We start from the raw sequence: 16,214 nt of genomic DNA on the forward strand, positions 1-16,214 counted from the left end.
CATATGCAGCAAGGGCTACATCCGTATTTGGCTACTAAACCGAGGCTTCGACGCTGCAGTAGTGCCGAATCAGGCTGAGCAGCTCGTCTTCGGCATAGGGTTTGCCGAGGTAATGGTCAACACCCAGTTCTTTGGCATGTTCGCGGTGCTTCTCGGCAATTCGCGAGGTGATCATGATGATGGGCAGATCGCGCAGGCGGACATCCCCACGGATGTTGCGCGCCAGATCAAAGCCGTCCATGCGCGGCATCTCAATGTCAGACAACACCACCGTGGGCCGCTCTTCCTGCAAGCGTTCCAGTGCCTGCAAGCCGTCCGCCGCCATGGACACGCGGTAACCTTCGCGCTGCAACAGACGCTGGGTCACGCGTCGCACGGTGATGGAGTCATCGACCACCAGAATCAGCGGGATCTGTGGAGCCACCGGGTTTGCGGGGGCCCGCGCAAGGCCAGTACCGCCGGAACTACCCGAGCTGTCGGCACCCGCTTGCTCAAGCATGTGCGGCTCGGCACTGTCAGAACTCCAGGCACGCGCCTGCGGGCCATAGACGAATGCAAGCGCCACCGGGTTGTAGATCAGCACCACCGCACCGGACGCCAGCACCGACATGCCCGCCAGGCCCGGAAGCCGCGACAACTGGGGCCCGAGGTTTTTGACCACCACCTCCTGTGTGCCCAACACTTCATCCACGTGCAGTGCAAGCCGCTGGGCCGCACTGCGGAAAATAACCACGGGAGCTGTCTTGCCCTGTGGATCGGTGCTCAGACGTGATGCCTGCAGCAAGGCGCCCGACCAGAAAAATGGTACCGCCTCGCCAGCTACATCGACCACGCCGGTGTTGTAGGCCTGTTGCAGATCCTTGGCAGAAACGCGGCGAACAGTTTCGACCACGTTGGCCGGTACCCCCACCGACAATCCACCGGCGCGCAGCATGACCACCTGCGTGACCGCCGTGGTCAGCGGCAGAACCATCTTGAAGTTGGTGCCTTTGCCGGCCACTGTGGTGGTTTCAATGCGACCACCGAGCGAGTTGACTTCGGAGCGCACCACGTCCATGCCGATGCCCCGCCCTGCCAGCTCGGTCACCTGCGCTGCGGTCGTGAACCCCGGCATGAAAATAAGATTGGCTGCTTCGTCATCACTGATTTGCTGGCCGTCCGCCAGCAGGCCCGAGGCAAGCGCCTTCTCGCGGATACGCTGCAAATTGAGACCCGCACCGTCATCGCGAAATTCCACGGCCACATCGTTGCCCGATTGCTGCACGCTGACCGTGATCAGGCCGCTGGCCTCCTTGCCGGCGACGGTCCGGGTCTGCGGATCTTCAATGCCGTGCGCGACGCAGTTGCGCAGCAAATGTTCAAACGCGGGTGTCATGCGGTCCAGCATGCCCCGGTCCATCTCGATGGTGCCGCCCTGCAGGTCCAGGCGAACCTGCTTGCCGGTCTCCTTGGACGCCTGCCGCACCACACGGTACAGACGCTCTGAAATACCCTCAAATTCAACCATGCGGGTACGCAGCAAATCGCGCTGCAATTCGCGCGTCTGACGCGCCTGGGCAATCAGGTCATCCTCGGTTGCCTCCACAGTGCGCTGCAAAGTGCGCTGAACGGTGGCCACGTCATTGACGGACTCGGCCATCATGCGTGTCAACTCCTGCACGCGGGTGAAACGGTCAAACTCGAGCGGGTCAAAGCCAAGCTGCGCCTCTTTGGCCTGTTGCAAGCGGGACTGCATCTGCGTCTCGGAGTGCAACTCAACGTCGCGCAACTGAGCACGCAAGCGGTTCAAGTTGCCGCTCAAATCGTTGAGGGATCCCCGCAACTGCCCGAGTTCCGCCTCCAGCCGCGAGCGCGTGATCATGACCTCACCGGCCTGGTTCACCATGCGGTCCAGCAATTGAGAGCGAACCCGGATGGAGCCAGACGCCACCGCCCGCAAGGGCTGCAATGCCGTGGCCTGCGCGAGCGACATGGTGACCTTGCGGCCAGCGGGTGCCACTGCTGCCCCCGGCGCCGCTTGCGGCTCCAGATCGGACAGCGGGGCCTCTGGCGCGCTGGCCTGTTGCACAAGCGCTTGCAGCGGCTCAGGCGTTTCATCGGGGTGACGCAAGGCCTCGAAATTGGCCTGCATCGCATCAAAAGTCGTCAGCAGCGACTCAAAATTCTGGAAGGCTGCCGCATCGGAGCCCATGTGTTCGATGTCGGACTCAATCCTGTGCGCCATTTCACCCAGACGCATGGCACCAGCCAGCCGCGCACTGCCTTTGAGGGTGTGAAGCGCACGCAATACCTCGTTGCGCGCACCCAGGTTGTCCGGCCGAGCCGACCATTGCCGCAGGGCCGCACCCAGCTGGGGCATCAGCTCGGCGCCCTCTTCTTCAAAGATGGAGAACAGATCCGGATCGATGGCGTCGACCGCGTCGAACTCATCGTCCATGTCTTCAGCGAATGCCGCTGCTGCTGCAAGCCTGGAAGGCTCTGGCGCTGCGAAGGCATCCGCTGGTGGTGCCACCGTCGGCGCAGGGGCCGCCAAGGGTTCCACCGTCGGCTCGGGCTCGGGCTCGGGCTCGGGTTGGGTAACGGGTGGCACAACGGCAAGCACCGGCTGTGCAATCACCAGTGCCTGCGCAATCTCTTTGGCCGACAACCGCGTGCTGCCGCCCCCAGCGGGGACGGCGGCGCTGCTCACCGTCGCTGGTGGATCGAGCGGAGCCGGGGCATGGAGGTCAGGCAGGGCTGGCGCTTCGTGCAGAACCTCCGGGTCGGAAGACGCTACCACGTCCGGTATGGCGTAATTTATTTCGCGCAATGCCTGCAGCAGACTTGCGTCAGGTTGCTTCAGAAAACCGGCTGCGAATTGATGCAGCAGGCGGCGTATGTCCTCGGCCGCGTCTATGAACAACTTGCTGTAATTCTTGACCGCTCGCCCCTGATGGCTTTGCGACTGCTGCAATGCGTTTTCGAGCGCGCGCGCCATTTCCGACAATGCCTCGAATCCGACAGTGGCAGAACTGCCCGCCAGCGAATGGGTCAGGGCGAGGGTCGAATCGCCTATGGGCCTGTCCCGCTCCATCGTCCATTCGGTGACCTCGGTGACCAAACGGCGTGACCATTCGTCGGCCTCGTTCAGATAGACGTTGTACAGCGGGATACCAATACGCAAGGCGCCAATCACCTTGACCTGTTCGTCGCCACCCGCTTCAATGCCAGCGGGATCATCAAAATCCGGCACCGGGGACGTCTGCGCTTCAGTCACTTCAGCAGCCGGAGACTGTAAGGGCGTATCCATCGCGCTGGCGATGAAGTCAAAGTCAATCACGTCGTCCACCACTTCAGGTGCAGGTGCAGGCGCTGCGGCAAGGTCTGGTTCTGAAGGCCCGTCATCCAGCTTGAAATGGACATCAAAATCTGCGCTGGACAATTCCAGCGGCTCGGCCAAGCCGGAGGCAGGAGACGGCTCCGGGAGCTCCAGCTCAAACACGCTGTCAGCAGCGAGCGCTGATTCCCCCACCGGCTCTGCGGGGACATCCGAGAGGGCCGCCAGACTGTCGAAGTCAATACCCTGAATCTCGCCGAGAGAAAATTCCTGCGGCGTGGCAGGCTGTGCCAGTCCAGGCTCGGCAGCAGCGGCAGGTTCTGCAGCTTGTACAGACCCCGTGGCTTCAGCCGGCGGCGTCACAGGCATCTCGAAAGAGAAGTCAAAGTCCGCCTCTGCGGTGGCCTGTAAAGTTGCCACTTCCTGCGTCGGGGGCAGAGGTTCCGCGACGGGTTCGGGCACCGTCGCAGCGGCAGCAGTCTTTGCAGGAAGGACCAAAGCCTGAGCCCGGCCTTCCAGGCGCATGGCTTCAGCGCTGGCGCGGAAGGCGGAAGCAGACCAGGGCGCATCCCGGTTGGCAGCGATATCGTCGATCCAGACGGCAAAAGCCTCCATAGCCTGCACGCAGAGGTGGCGAAAGTCGTCGTTGGAGGATTTTTGCTCAGCCAGCCATGTGTTGAGGAGTTGCTCCATCGACCACGCAGCTTCGCCAAACTCATTGAGCCCCACCATCCGGGAGCTGCCCTTCAGAGTGTGGAACGCACGGCGCAGCACCGTGAGTTCACTGATGTCGGCCGGCTCATGCATCAATGCGGCCAGCGCGGCCTGTGCCTGACCCGTCACCTCGCGCGCTTCCTCGAGGAAAATGTCACGCAGATCGTCCTCTTCGAAATCAGCGCCTGCGGCGGGTGAACCGGGGGGGGGTGCCTGCAAAACGGCGGCTGGCGAAGCAGCCGCAACCAGCTGTGTCAGTGAATCAGGATGGGTCTGCAGGCCGCTGTTGCCGGCCACAGCCAGCGCTGCGTCTCGCACGGTCCGGGCCAGCGCGGGTTGATCTGCAAGTGCTGCGTGATTGGCCAACACGTCCAGCTTGACGCTCAGATTCTCTGCGGAAACTCCGGCCTCGGCATCCTGCACCACCGACAAAAGCTCCTGAGACAACTCGCTGCCGGCAGAGACGCTGAACGCGACATCATGGGCGGTGTGGATACGCCCCATCAAGGGCTTGAGCTCACCTTTCTGATCGTCGTAAACAAAAAGCTTTTTAGCCAGCGCCGGCTGGTAGTTGAGCATGTCAATCAGAAAGCTCAGGGCACCCAGGTTGTTGCCGAGTTGCTCAAAGGTCCCGGCTGACCGGGCCAATTGCTCGTCCACTTCCGTGACCAACATCTGCTCGACACTGTCGCGCATACGCAGCACCGCCTGCGAGGCCTGATCCAGCCCCAAAACAGAAAGTACGCCGCGCATTTGGGAGAGCTGTCCAGGTACCGCGGTCAGGGCCGCTTTGTCCTGTGGATTCCGGAAAAAAACATCCAGGGATTTTTCCAGCTCACTGAGCGAAATTCGCAACTCACCCACTACGCTGCCCATGGTCTGCTTGTCGCTGACGCGCCGGTAAAGCTCTTCCATCCATGCATCCAGCGGCTGCGCTTCGCCGCCGCTTCGAGCCGCGTCAAGACGCTCGGCCAATTTGGCCGTTCTGCTGGCCAGTTGGGGATCGTTGGGGTCCAGGTCTTCGAAGGCGGCTTCGAGGTAAAGCATGGCGGTTGCCACTTCGAGCGCAAGCTCGATCGGGGGCGCCTGCGCCGATCGCACTGCGGCGTCAATCACCCTCGACAGTGCCTTGGCCAGCGGTTCACTGGCTGGATGCAGCTTGACAAGGGAATCAGTCACAAGGCTGAACTGATCGGCCACCGTCTTGAACTTGCCGAGATCCCCCGCCGTGAGCGACGACCAGGTTTCCTTGGCAGACACAATCCGCTTGCGTGCCTGGGCGAGCAGCGCCGGGTCAAAGCGACCGAACTGCACCGCCTCGTAATTCACCGGCTTGAATCGGGCCAGGCCGTAGCTGGCGCGCACCGCCGAAAGAACCGGCGCATCGCTAGCACGTGGCGCAATTGCCTGCGCGCAGAAAAAAAGCAGATCCTGCGCCAGGCGGTCCGACGCATTGGTCTCGCCTTTGGCAAAGGAGGCGTATTGCAACAGCACCCGGGACGCTGCACGTTTGACGTACAGATCAAGCTTGAGCAGGCCCTGTGCAAGCGCTTCAAAATAGGCTGCGGCGATTTTCCAGAAAACCCGGGGCTCGCCCGCTTTGGCGGCCTCTGCAAAACCCAAACACATGTCCCTGAAACTTTGGGCAGCCAGCGGATCACCGGTACGCATGATCTTCAACACCAGTTGATCCAGCAGTTGGCGCGAGGCATCGTCGTAGGCCCGGGGTTCTGCGATTGTCGCCAGGGCGGGCTCAATCCAGCGCCACTCGAACACCCACAGGTCTGCCGGGTGAATGCGGTCTGCCCCCACCAGCGCCTGCACATCTCGGTACTGTGGGAACAAGGACACCGCTGATACCGGCTTGTCAGCCAGTACGCCTTCGAGGTATTCGGTCAGCGCAAAACTGGCCTGTTCGACCTTGGTCGCCGCTTCCTGGCTGCACAGCTCGGGGTGCTGTACGAACTTCTGGACCGCCGCTTCCATGGCACGCAAAACCAGGGCGGGGGCACCCAGGCCCACCATCTCCAGAGCCCCTACAGCCTGATGCAACTGCTGGCGGGCAATACGCAACTGGCTGGCATCAAGCGCCGCCAGGTCGGAACCGCGCGCCAGGTCGGCGTCGCGGACAAAACGCTTCAAGGCCTTGGCCGCACCATCAAGGGATTTCCGGAGTTCGTCCAGTACCCAGGCCAGGGGACCAAGATCGTTGACGGCCAGGTCGAGTTCAGCGGGTGATGAATTCGGGGCGTTCGATTGCATAAATGGCAGACCGGTTCATGAGTCGGGGTTCACAGGCAGGACAGTGGCCTGTATCAGGCGATCTTGAAGCGGGAAACGGACTGTCTTAGCTCTTCAGCCATGCGTGACAAATCACGCACCTGCAGGGCGGTTGAGCGGGTACCTTCTCCGGTTTGCTCAGTCACTGCAAAAATGTGCTGGATGTTGCCGGCCACCACGTTGGCAGATTCGGCTTCCCGCGATGCAGCGTTCGAAATCTGCTCAATCAGGTCGGCCAGCCGGCGTGAAACCAGGTCAATCTCGGACAGTGCGGTACCTGCGCTGTCAGACAGTTTGGCCCCTTCCACCACACCCTGCGTGGAGCGCTCCATGGCGGCTACCGCATCTTGTGTGTCGGTCTGAATGGCTTTCACCAACGCAGAAATCTGGCGCGTCGCATCAGCGGAACGTTCAGCCAGTCGCTGCACCTCTTCCGCAACCACCGAGAAACCGCGCCCGGCCTCACCGGCGGACGCCGCCTGAATGGCCGCATTGAGCGCCAGCACGTTGGTCTGTTCGGTAATGTCGGAAATCAGCTCGGTAATCTCGCCAATCTCCTGGGACGATTCACCCAGACGCTTGATCCGCTTGGAAGTTTCCTGGATCTGGTCGCGGATCGAGTTCATGCCACCAATGGCGTTTTGCACGGCTTGCAAACCCGACTCGGCGGCGGTCAGGGATTGCCGTGCCACCTGGGAGGACTCTTGCGCCTGACTGGACACCTGGTTGATTCGGGTCGCCATGTCCAGCACTGACTGGCCGGTTTCGCGAATTTCTCGCAGCTGCTCGGTCGATGCTGCCAGCAGCTCGGTCGATGTACTCTCAACCTGCGCGGTCGTCTGGGCCACCCGGGTCGCCGTGTTCTGCACGTTACCCACCAGCTGGCGCAACTCCTCCACCGTGTAGTTCACAGAGTCTGCAATGGCGCCCGTGATGTCTTCGGTCACAGTGGCTTCCTGCGTCAGGTCACCTTCAGCCACTGTCTGCAATTCGTTCATCAGCCGCAAAATGGCGGCCTGGTTGGCGTCGTTCACACGTTTGGCGTCCTGCTCCTGTCCTTTGGCTTCCAGCCGCTGGTTTTCCGCAACCCCCTGGCGCTGCCGGCTGTCCAGCACCTGCAAACGCGCCAGGCCAACTGCGCACAAAAGGGCAAAGGCCGCAGCCACGGCCAGGGTCGTCAGCGCGCCCGCCCCCAGACCCGTCTGCGAAGAAAGCTTGCCCTGAATGTCCTCCAGACCACGGCGCAAGGCCTCGCTGTCAGAAAGAATCGATGCCTGTGCCTCACGCGCCGACACCAGGCCCTGCAAGTTACCCAAAATCGCACCCGCCTGAACCCGGGTCTGCTCGTACAGCGCCATCAGCGCCTCAAGCCGCTCACGCGTCTGCGGGTCCTTGGAGCCAACCAGACGCAACTCGGGACTGCCTTCCTGCAAGCCCTGGGCAATTTCCTTGAAGGAGTTCAAGTCCTTGCCCAGCAGAAACACCGCCTCCGGGCTCACGCCCTCCATGGTCAGGAACTCGTTGGCCGACTTACCAATACGCTGGGTCAACATCACCAGCTGACCAGCCGCCGAAATCTCCGCCGGGGCCGCATTTTGCTGCAGTTTGAGAGACGCCACCGTCTCTGCGATTTCCAGCAGGTCCGAAGATTGGCGGTTAATGGTGCGCAGCGCATTGCCCACCTGGGTCAAAATAGCCTGCTGCCCCATGACGGTCGATGCGTTTTTCTCTGCGCGCTCCATCAGGGGGGTTACGGTCTGCACTTCCGGCAGCAGTTCGCCACTCACTGGCTCAAGCCGGAGCGACACATCCCCATCCTTCAAACCGCGCACGGTTTTAGCCAGCACGTCGGAGCTCTCACGGACGTCGGGGAAAGCCTGGGCGCTACCCACCAGCGCTTGCGAAACGGATTTCGCCAGCCTCTGCGACTGCATCAGCGATTGTCCGGTTGCCGCCACTTGCTGAGCGACCCTGTCCGCCTGGTTCAGGGCAACGAATGTCACCGCGCCCAGCACGATGACCGAGAAGGCCATCAAAATCACAAGCACCCGCTGGTGCTGGCCCATGGGTCGGCGACCCAACAAAGGCAGCGACAAAAGCTCTACGTCGTCAGGCGTCTCGTCCGGGGACTGGGTTTCGGGGTCGTCGCCCACATCGGTCTGGGTCGACGACATCGCTGACACCGGGTTAACCTGCACGTCAAGGGCGCCAGTGGCAAGCGGATCGACCGACATATCCAGAGAAACACCATCCATGCTGTCCTCAGGTGGCGCTTGTTTTGTTTTGAACAGCTTCTGGATTTTTTCAATGACAGACATGGTGAGCCTTCCGGGGGAAAACGTGCGCGCGCTAGGCGCTGATGGTCAAAAAATGAGCTTGCTGGGCGAGCAACTGAAGGTTGATTTCCTGCCAGCTCACGCCGACAGCATCCACATAGCTGTGGCCAAAAAATTCTGGCGCGTCGCTCGCGCGCTCTGCAAAGTCGGTAAATGCGTCCGGGTTGCGCAGACCAGAAAGCTTGTCAATCTGGAGCGCGCAGTTGATCTCGAGTGCGCTATTGAGCGCCACCAGACGCGATTCGGTCCGGGCCAGCTCACTGCGGGGTCGCGGCGTGACGCCAGTGACAAAACTCGCCAGATCGACAATGCCGTACAAGCCACCCCGCAAATTGGCCACGCCAGCAAACCATGCCTGCGTGTAAGGCACATTTTGCGCACTGACCCATGGAAAAATTTCCCCGGATTGGTTCAAGGGAAACAGGTACTTGCTGCCGCCGGCCTCGACAGCCAGCCAGGATGCAGCAACACCCTGGGTTTTGGCCGCCTTTAGCCTGTCGGCCAGGCGGCTTTGGAGTTCTCTGAGCGCTTGTCTGTTGGCCATGCTTTAACGGGAATCGGAAGATGTCAACCCAGCGACTTGATCTTGGCCATCAGGTCGTCGGCATCAACCGGCTTGGTGATGTAGTCCTTGGCGCCCTGTCGCATGCCCCAGACGCGATCGGTTTCCTGATTTTTGCTGGTGCACATGATGATGGGCACGTCGGCATAAAGCGGGTCCCGCGTGATGGCCCGCGTGAGCTGGAAGCCATTTTGCCCGGGCATCACCACATCCATCAGGATGAGGTCGGGCTTTTCCTCCGCAAGCCGACGAAAGGCGTCTTCCGCGTTCTCGGCGGTTTTGACGGCAAAACCGTTCTTTGTCAAAAGATCGGTCATGAACATCAACTCGGTCTTCGAGTCGTCCACAATCAGAATTTTCTTGATGGCCATTACGCTTCTCCTTGTTTTGCGCTGCCCAGCTCCTGAACTGTGTGCAGCAGCTGGTCTTTGGTGAACGGCTTGGTCAGGTAATCTTGCGAGCCGACCATCCTGCCCCTTGCCTTGTCGAAAACGCCGTCTTTGGAGGACAGCATCACAATCGGTACATTCGAAAATTTGAGGTTGCGCTTGATGATGGCACAGGTCTGGTAACCGTCCAGCCTGGGCATCAGAATGTCGCAGAAGATCAGATCCGGCATGTAGTCATTGACCTTGGAAAGGGCATCAAAGCCGTCTTCGGCAAGCAGGACTTCGTGGCCGCCCTGCTTGAGAAATATCTCTGCGCTGCGGCGAATGGTGTTGCTGTCATCAATGACCAACACCTTGAGCCCTGAACTGGGAATACTCACTGACTGTGCTCCTTGAGATGCACGGCTTGGGCATGACTTAGGCCGCGCATGTTATTCAGGCAAACGCCCCGGGCATTCAGATCTGGACCATTTCAAAATCTTCCTTGCGGGCTCCGCATTCGGGACAGGTCCAGTTCATGGGTACCTGACCCCAGAGAGTGCCAGGCTCAATGCCGTGTTCAGGTGCCCCCGCCGCTTCGTCATATATCCAGCCACAAATTAAACACATCCAGGTTGTTGATTGAGTCACAGCTTAAGTTGCCTTCGAATAGAATGCAACAATTGTATCGAGGCGGCGTTGCTTATTCGCGTACCCGCAAAATTCCAGCCCTATGGCAAACCCCACCCCCCCCCCTCTGGATACACGGCAAACCGCAGCCGAGGACAGCGAAACTTCCCCTGCCTGCGTGATGACCTTCAACGCCAACGACCCGAGCGGGGCCGGTGGCCTGACGGCAGACATCAGCGCCATTGCCTCCGCCGGCGCACATGCGCTGGCAGTCGTGACCGGCAGTTATGTGCGCGACACTGCCGAAATATTCGATCACATTGCCTTTGACGAAGACGTGGTCACCGAGCAGGCCCGCACCGCACTCGAAGACATGTCCGTCAACGCCATCAAGGTCGGCTTCGTCGGAAGCCCGGAGATCGTCAGCGCGATTGCGGAAATTGCGTCGGACTATTCTGAAGTTCCGTTGATTGCCTACATGCCCAACCTTGCGTGGTGGGATGAGGAAGCCATCGACAACTACCTCGACGCCTTCCGCGAACTACTGCTGCCGCAAACCACCGTTCTGGTGGGCAACCACAGCAGTCTCTGGCGCTGGTTGTTGCCAGATTGGGCCGGCGAAAAAAGTCCGGTAGCCCGCGACATCGCCAAAGCCGCATCCGCCTTTGGCGTTCCCTACACGCTGGTGACCGGCATACCGTTGCCGGATCAATTCATCGACAACGTGCTGGCCACGCCACAAGCAGTTTTGTACAGTGAAAAATTCGAACGCTTTGAAGCCGTTTTTGCCGGCGCGGGCGACACCCTGACGGCCGCCCTGTCTGCACTGCTGGCCAACGGCCACAACCTGCAGGCCGCCACCTCCGAGGCCCTGACTTACCTTGACCACAGCCTGAACGCCGGTTTTCACCCCGGCATGGGTAACATCGTGCCCGACCGCCTGTTCTGGGCGCAGTCGGAAGATGACGATGCGGAGCCAACGAACGAAGAAGTCGCCGACCCTGACGACACGTTGCGGCCACTTCCCCCTTTTGATTTACCCACGCATGGCACCAAACACTGACACCGCACCCTCACGCAACTTCGCTCTTTTCGAACGTGCCAAAAAACTGATCCCCGGCGGGGTCAACTCACCGGTACGCGCGTTCAAGGCGGTCGGCGGTACACCGCGCTTTGTACAGCGCGCGCAGGGCGCCTACTTCTGGGATGCAGACGGACAGCGCTATATCGACTACATCGGCTCCTGGGGCCCCATGATCCTCGGCCACGGCCACCCGGCAGTGGTCGAGGCCGTGCAGAAAGCGGTTCTCGAAGGCTTCTCCTACGGCGCACCGACCGAGCGCGAGGTCGAACTCGCCGAAGAAATCGTAAGGCTGGTGCCTTCCATCGAAATGCTTAGACTGGTCAGCTCCGGTACCGAAGCAGCGATGAGTGCGATCCGGCTTGCGCGAGGCGCCACCGGCCGCAGCAAGATCATCAAGTTCGAGGGCTGTTACCACGGCCATGCCGACGCGCTGCTCGTCAAGGCCGGCTCGGGCCTTGCCACCTTTGGCAATCCCACCAGCGCTGGCGTGCCGCCCGAGGTGGTGCAGCACACGCTGGTGCTCGAATACAACAACCTCAGCCAGCTTGAAGAAGCCTTTGCCCTGCATGGCAGCAGTACCGCCTGCCTCATGATCGAGCCGATTGCCGGCAACATGAATTTTGTACGGGCCAGTGTGCCTTTCATGCAGCGCTGCCGTGAGCTCTGCACGCAGCATGGGGTGCTGCTGGTGTTTGATGAAGTGATGACCGGCTTTCGTGTGGCGCTGGGCGGCGCGCAAAGCGTCTACGCCAAATACCTTCCTGGGTTCAAACCAGACATGACGGTGCTGGGCAAAGTGATAGGCGGAGGCATGCCGCTGGCAGCTTTCGGCGGCACCCGCGCGGTGATGGAGCAGCTGGCGCCGATGGGCCCGGTGTATCAGGCCGGCACCTTGTCAGGCAATCCAGTGGCTACGGCCTGTGGTCTTTCGACACTGCGCGAGCTCCAAAAGCCCGGGTTTTATGAAGCACTGGGCGAGCGTACCCGCAGCCTGGTCAGCGGCTTGACCGGTGCCGCCGCCCAGGCGGGCGTGCCCTTTTGCGGCGACAGCGAGGGCGGCATGTTTGGCTTTTTCCTGATGGACAAGCTGCCGCAAAACTACGCCACGGTGATGACAACAGACAGTCCGGCCTTCAACCGTTTCTTCCATGCAATGCTGGACAAGGGTGTGTATTACGCCCCGGCTCTGTATGAAGCCGGCTTTGTCAGTTCGGCGCATACGGCGGCTGATATTGAAGCCACGGTGGATGCCGCGACACAGTTTTTTGCTGCGCTTTGAAGTTCGGTCAGGCCGATCAGAGACAGACCCCCGCTATAAATTGAATAGCTGCTCACGCCCGTTCAGTAAGGGCTACAGCCATTTTTTATTTGCAGAAATCCGGCTCAATGCCGGAAATGCCGAACCCCGCTGAGCACCATCACCACGCCGCGCTCATCCGCCGCCGCAATCACTTCCTCATCGCGCATGCTGCCACCCGGCTGGATCACGCAGGTGGCGCCCACGTCAACCACAACATCGAGCCCGTCGCGGAACGGGAAAAAGGCGTCGCTGGCGACCGCCGAGCCCGTCAGATCCAGGCCGGCGTTGGCGGCCTTGATGGATGCGATGCGGGCCGAGTCGATGCGGCTCATCTGACCAGCGCCTACGCCGAGTGTCATTCCGCCGCCGCAGAACACGATGGCGTTGGATTTGACGTATTTGGCCACCTTCCAGGCGAACAGCAAATCCTGCATCTGCGCGGGCGTCGGCTGCAGCTTGCTGACGACTTTTATGTCGGCCAGCGCAAGCTCGTGGTTGTCGGCCGTCTGCATCAAAAGCCCAGAGCCGACACGTTTGACGTCCATCAGGTTGCGGCCCTGCTTCCAGGCCGTGTCTCCTCCGGGCGGCAGATCGATCTGGAGGATGCGCACATTGACCTTGGTCTTGAACACTTCCAGCGCCTCGGGCGTGAAAGCCGGGGCCATGAGCACCTCGACAAACTGTTTGGAGATCTGCTGGGCAGCGGTCTCGTCGAGGGTACAGTTCAGCGCAATGATGCCGCCGAAGGCCGAGGTCGGATCGGTCTTGAACGCCTTGCTGTAGGCCTCCAGCGCATCAGCGCCCACCGCCACACCGCAGGGGTTGGCATGTTTGACGATCACGCAGCCCGGGCCGGTAAAACCCTTGACACATTCCCAGGCGGCGTCGGCATCGGCGATGTTGTTGTACGACAGCTCCTTGCCCTGCAGCTGTTTGGCCGTCACCAGCGAGCCGGGCGCAGGGTACAGGTCGCGGTACAACGCGGCCTGCTGGTGCGAGTTTTCGCCGTAACGCAGGTCCTGCACTTTGACAAACCGGCCATTGGACTGGGCAGGAAACAGGCTGTGCACGCCGTCCGGCTGAATGCCGGAAAGATAGTCGCTGATCGCGCCGTCGTACTGGCTGATGCGGTTGAAGGCAGCCACCGACAACGCAAATTTAGTCGCGTCCCTGAGCTTGCCCTCGGCCCGGAGTTCTTCGAGTACGCCCGCGTACTGCGATGCATCGGTCAGCACGCCCACGTCTTTCCAGTTCTTGGCGGCAGAACGCACCATCGCCGGGCCGCCAATGTCGATGTTTTCAATCGCGTCTTCCAGCGTGCAACCGGCTTTGGCGACCGTGGCTTCGAACGGGTACAGATTGACAACCAGCAGGTCGATGGTGTCAATGCCGTGGCTCTTGAGAGCGGCCATGTGTTCGGGCACATCGCGGCGCGCCAGCAGGCCACCATGCACCATGGGGTGCAGGGTCTTGACGCGGCCATCGAGCATTTCTGGAAAGCCCGTCAGTTCGGCGACCTCGGTCACCGGCAGCTTCTCGTCGGCCAGCAGTTTGGCGGTGCCGCCGGTCGAAATCAGCTTGATGCCAAGCGCATGCAGCGCGCGTGCAAAATCAACAATACCGGTTTTGTCGGAGACGGAAATCAGGGCGTTCATGCTTGTCTTTTGTGGGGAAGGTAAGGGATGAAGCGCAGACGCTTCACTTGATCAGCTTGTGCTCGAGCAGTTTTTTGCGCAGGGTGTTGCGGTTCAGGCCCAGCCATTCAGCGGCGCGCGACTGGTTGTGCTCGGCATGCTGCATCACCACCTCCAGCAGCGGCTTTTCGACCACACGCACCATCATGTCGTACATGCCGTCTGGCTCGGTGCCGCGCAAATCCCTGAAATAGCCCTCGAGACTGGTGCGTACGCACTCTTCGATGTGTTTTTTGCTCATGTGAGCTCTCCCTCCTTTTTGCTGTCTGCATGTCTGACGGTCACTGCCGCCCCGGCAAGCCCGGCCAATGCCGGCATGCGGTCCATGGACTCACCGAGCACATCAAAAAATTCGCTCACCGCCCGCCACTGCGCCTCGCAGTCCTCGATCCGGTTCATGCGCGCGCGAAAGGCTTCCCCGCCGGGCAACACCCTGACGTACCAGCCAATATGCTTGCGCGCCGTGCGCACCCCGGTGAAGTCGCCGTACAGCGCGTAGTGGTCCAGCAGGTGATCAAGCAGCAGACGTTTGACCTCAACCACCAGCGGTTGCGCAAGATGTGTGCCGGTTTCAAGAAAGTGCCCGATCTCGCGAAAAATCCAGGGTCGCCCCTGGGCCGCGCGGCCAATCATCACTGCATCGGCACCGGTGCAGGCCAGCACATCACGGGCCTTCTCCGGCGTGGTGATATCGCCGTTGGCAACCACAGGCACAGCCACCGCTGCCTTGACTTCGGCAATCGTGTCGTATTCGGCCTGACCCTTGTAGCCCTGCTCCCGCGTGCGGCCATGGACCGTGAGCATCTGTACGCCGGCGGCCTCAAACTGGCGCGCCAGGCCCACCGCGTTTTTATGGGATTCGGCCCAGCCGGTGCGCATCTTCAGCGTCACCGGCACGCCACGCGCTGCGCAGGCGGCCACCACCGCCTGGACAATGGCCAGGGCCAGTGGCTCGTCCTGCATCAGCGCGGAGCCGGCCCATTTGTTGCAGACCTTCTTGGCCGGGCAGCCCATGTTGATGTCGATGATCTGGGCGCCCCGGTCAATGTTGTAGGCGGCCGCTTCGGCCATCATCAGCGCATCGGTACCGGCAATCTGCACCGCAATCGGCGCCTCTTCGCCATCGTGGTTGGCACGGCGCGAGGTCTTCAGGCTGTCCCACAGGTCGCGGCGCGAAGTCACCATCTCGCTGACCGCATAACCCGCCCCCCCGGCTTTGCACAGGCGGCGAAACGGCCGGTCAGTGACACCTGCCATCGGCGCCGCAAACAGCCGGTTGGCCAGAACGTAGGGGCCGAGTTTCATGAAAGGAAAGGGGAGTGGGGCATGCTTAAAAACAAGGCACATTGTAGCTGCCCAAAATTTCAGCAATCGGAATTGGCACACGGATGCGCAGGCCCCTGCCCTACACGCTACTGCATCTGCCCTGCCTATACTCGCGAGCCATGGAGATATGGATTAGGCACCTGATCGATGCGCTGGCTTTGCCCGAGTACGGCTTGAGCACGGTTTTTCTGGTCTCATTTATCTCTGCGACGCTGCTGCCGCTGGGTTCAGAGCCGGTGGTGTTTGGTCTGGTCAAGCTCAGTCCCGATCTGTTCTGGCCGGCCGTGCTGGTGGCTACCGCAGGCAACACACTGGGCGGCGCACTGGACTGGTGGCTGGGCTACGGCGCGCACAAGGTGGTGGACAAATATTCGCATTCCTCGCACCACGGCCGGGCCGTGCGATGGCTGGAAAAGCTGGGGCCCAAAGCCTGCCTGCTGGCCTGGCTGCCCGTGGTGGGTGATCCGCTGTGTGCGGTGGCGGGCTGGCTCAAATTTTCGTTCTGGCCCTGCGTCGCCTACATGGCCATCGGCAAATTCCTGCGTTATTTCACGATGACCGCTGCGCTGGTCTGGGCGTTCCCCGGTGGCTTCAAGTTTTGATT

12 protein-coding genes are annotated in these 16,214 nt (G+C 61.1%); 3 read left to right on the top strand and 9 right to left on the bottom strand.

What is annotated here, in order from left to right; all coding sequences use genetic code 11:
- Window positions 1-34: 34 nt before the first annotated feature.
- The 6 genes from Q8L50_RS01085 to Q8L50_RS01110 form a co-directional block, all read right to left on the bottom strand.
- Complete coding sequence (locus tag Q8L50_RS01085) at window positions 35-6,292, bottom strand: Hpt domain-containing protein (protein ID WP_305346797.1); 6,258 nt, start codon at window positions 6,290-6,292, stop codon at window positions 35-37.
- A gap of 53 nt (window positions 6,293-6,345) precedes the next feature.
- On the bottom strand, window positions 6,346-8,628 hold the full coding sequence (locus Q8L50_RS01090; RefSeq protein ID WP_305346798.1) for a methyl-accepting chemotaxis protein: 2,283 nt from the start codon (window positions 8,626-8,628) through the stop codon (window positions 6,346-6,348).
- A gap of 31 nt (window positions 8,629-8,659) precedes the next feature.
- Window positions 8,660-9,190: a chemotaxis protein CheW gene (locus tag Q8L50_RS01095; RefSeq protein WP_305346799.1), complete on the bottom strand. Its 531-nt coding sequence runs from the start codon at window positions 9,188-9,190 to the stop codon at window positions 8,660-8,662.
- Between the two features lie 23 nt (window positions 9,191-9,213).
- Window positions 9,214-9,579, bottom strand: a complete 366-nt coding sequence (locus Q8L50_RS01100) for a response regulator transcription factor (RefSeq protein WP_305346800.1) — start codon at window positions 9,577-9,579, stop codon at window positions 9,214-9,216.
- Window positions 9,579-9,977 carry a PleD family two-component system response regulator gene (locus tag Q8L50_RS01105; RefSeq protein WP_305346801.1) on the bottom strand — a complete coding sequence of 133 codons (399 nt, stop codon included), beginning with the start codon at window positions 9,975-9,977 and terminating at the stop codon, window positions 9,579-9,581. The genes Q8L50_RS01100 and Q8L50_RS01105 overlap by 1 nt, the downstream gene beginning before the upstream one ends.
- Window positions 9,978-10,053: 76 nt before the next feature.
- A complete protein-coding gene (locus tag Q8L50_RS01110) occupies window positions 10,054-10,227 on the bottom strand; it encodes a rubredoxin (RefSeq protein WP_305346802.1) in 174 nt (57 codons plus the stop codon).
- A gap of 82 nt (window positions 10,228-10,309) precedes the next feature.
- On the opposite strand from Q8L50_RS01110, the gene Q8L50_RS01115 reads away from it, so the two are divergent.
- Both Q8L50_RS01115 and hemL read left to right on the top strand, forming a co-directional pair.
- Window positions 10,310-11,269: a bifunctional hydroxymethylpyrimidine kinase/phosphomethylpyrimidine kinase gene (locus tag Q8L50_RS01115; protein ID WP_305346803.1), complete on the top strand. Its 960-nt coding sequence runs from the start codon at window positions 10,310-10,312 to the stop codon at window positions 11,267-11,269.
- Window positions 11,253-12,569, top strand: a complete 1,317-nt coding sequence (gene hemL / locus Q8L50_RS01120; protein ID WP_305346804.1) for a glutamate-1-semialdehyde 2,1-aminomutase — start codon at window positions 11,253-11,255, stop codon at window positions 12,567-12,569. Before Q8L50_RS01115 ends, hemL begins: the two co-directional genes overlap by 17 nt.
- A 104-nt stretch (window positions 12,570-12,673) precedes the next feature.
- On the opposite strand, the gene purH is transcribed toward hemL, so the two are convergent.
- Genes purH through dusB form a run of 3 tightly spaced genes read right to left on the bottom strand, consistent with a single transcriptional unit; the run spans window position 12,674 to window position 15,589 of the window.
- Window positions 12,674-14,245 carry a bifunctional phosphoribosylaminoimidazolecarboxamide formyltransferase/IMP cyclohydrolase gene (gene purH, locus Q8L50_RS01125; RefSeq protein WP_305346805.1) on the bottom strand — a complete coding sequence of 524 codons (1,572 nt, stop codon included), beginning with the start codon at window positions 14,243-14,245 and terminating at the stop codon, window positions 12,674-12,676.
- Window positions 14,246-14,288: 43 nt separating this feature from the next.
- The gene (locus tag Q8L50_RS01130; RefSeq protein WP_305346806.1) at window positions 14,289-14,525 is read right to left on the bottom strand and encodes a Fis family transcriptional regulator; all 237 of its coding nucleotides are present in this window, start codon (window positions 14,523-14,525) and stop codon (window positions 14,289-14,291) included.
- Entirely contained in the window at window positions 14,522-15,589 is a 1,068-nt protein-coding gene (gene dusB / locus Q8L50_RS01135) for a tRNA dihydrouridine synthase DusB (protein WP_305346807.1), read from the bottom strand. Before dusB ends, Q8L50_RS01130 begins: the two co-directional genes overlap by 4 nt.
- Window positions 15,590-15,729: 140 nt before the next feature.
- Here dusB and Q8L50_RS01140 point away from each other — a divergent pair, with 140 nt between their 5' ends.
- Window positions 15,730-16,212, top strand: coding sequence for a YqaA family protein (locus tag Q8L50_RS01140; protein ID WP_305346808.1), 483 nt, complete (start codon window positions 15,730-15,732; stop codon window positions 16,210-16,212).
- The last annotated feature ends 2 nt before the right edge of the window (window positions 16,213-16,214 follow it).

This window comes from Polaromonas sp. (genome assembly GCF_030680935.1).
Taxonomy (GTDB): Bacteria; Pseudomonadota; Gammaproteobacteria; order Burkholderiales; family Burkholderiaceae_C; genus Polaromonas.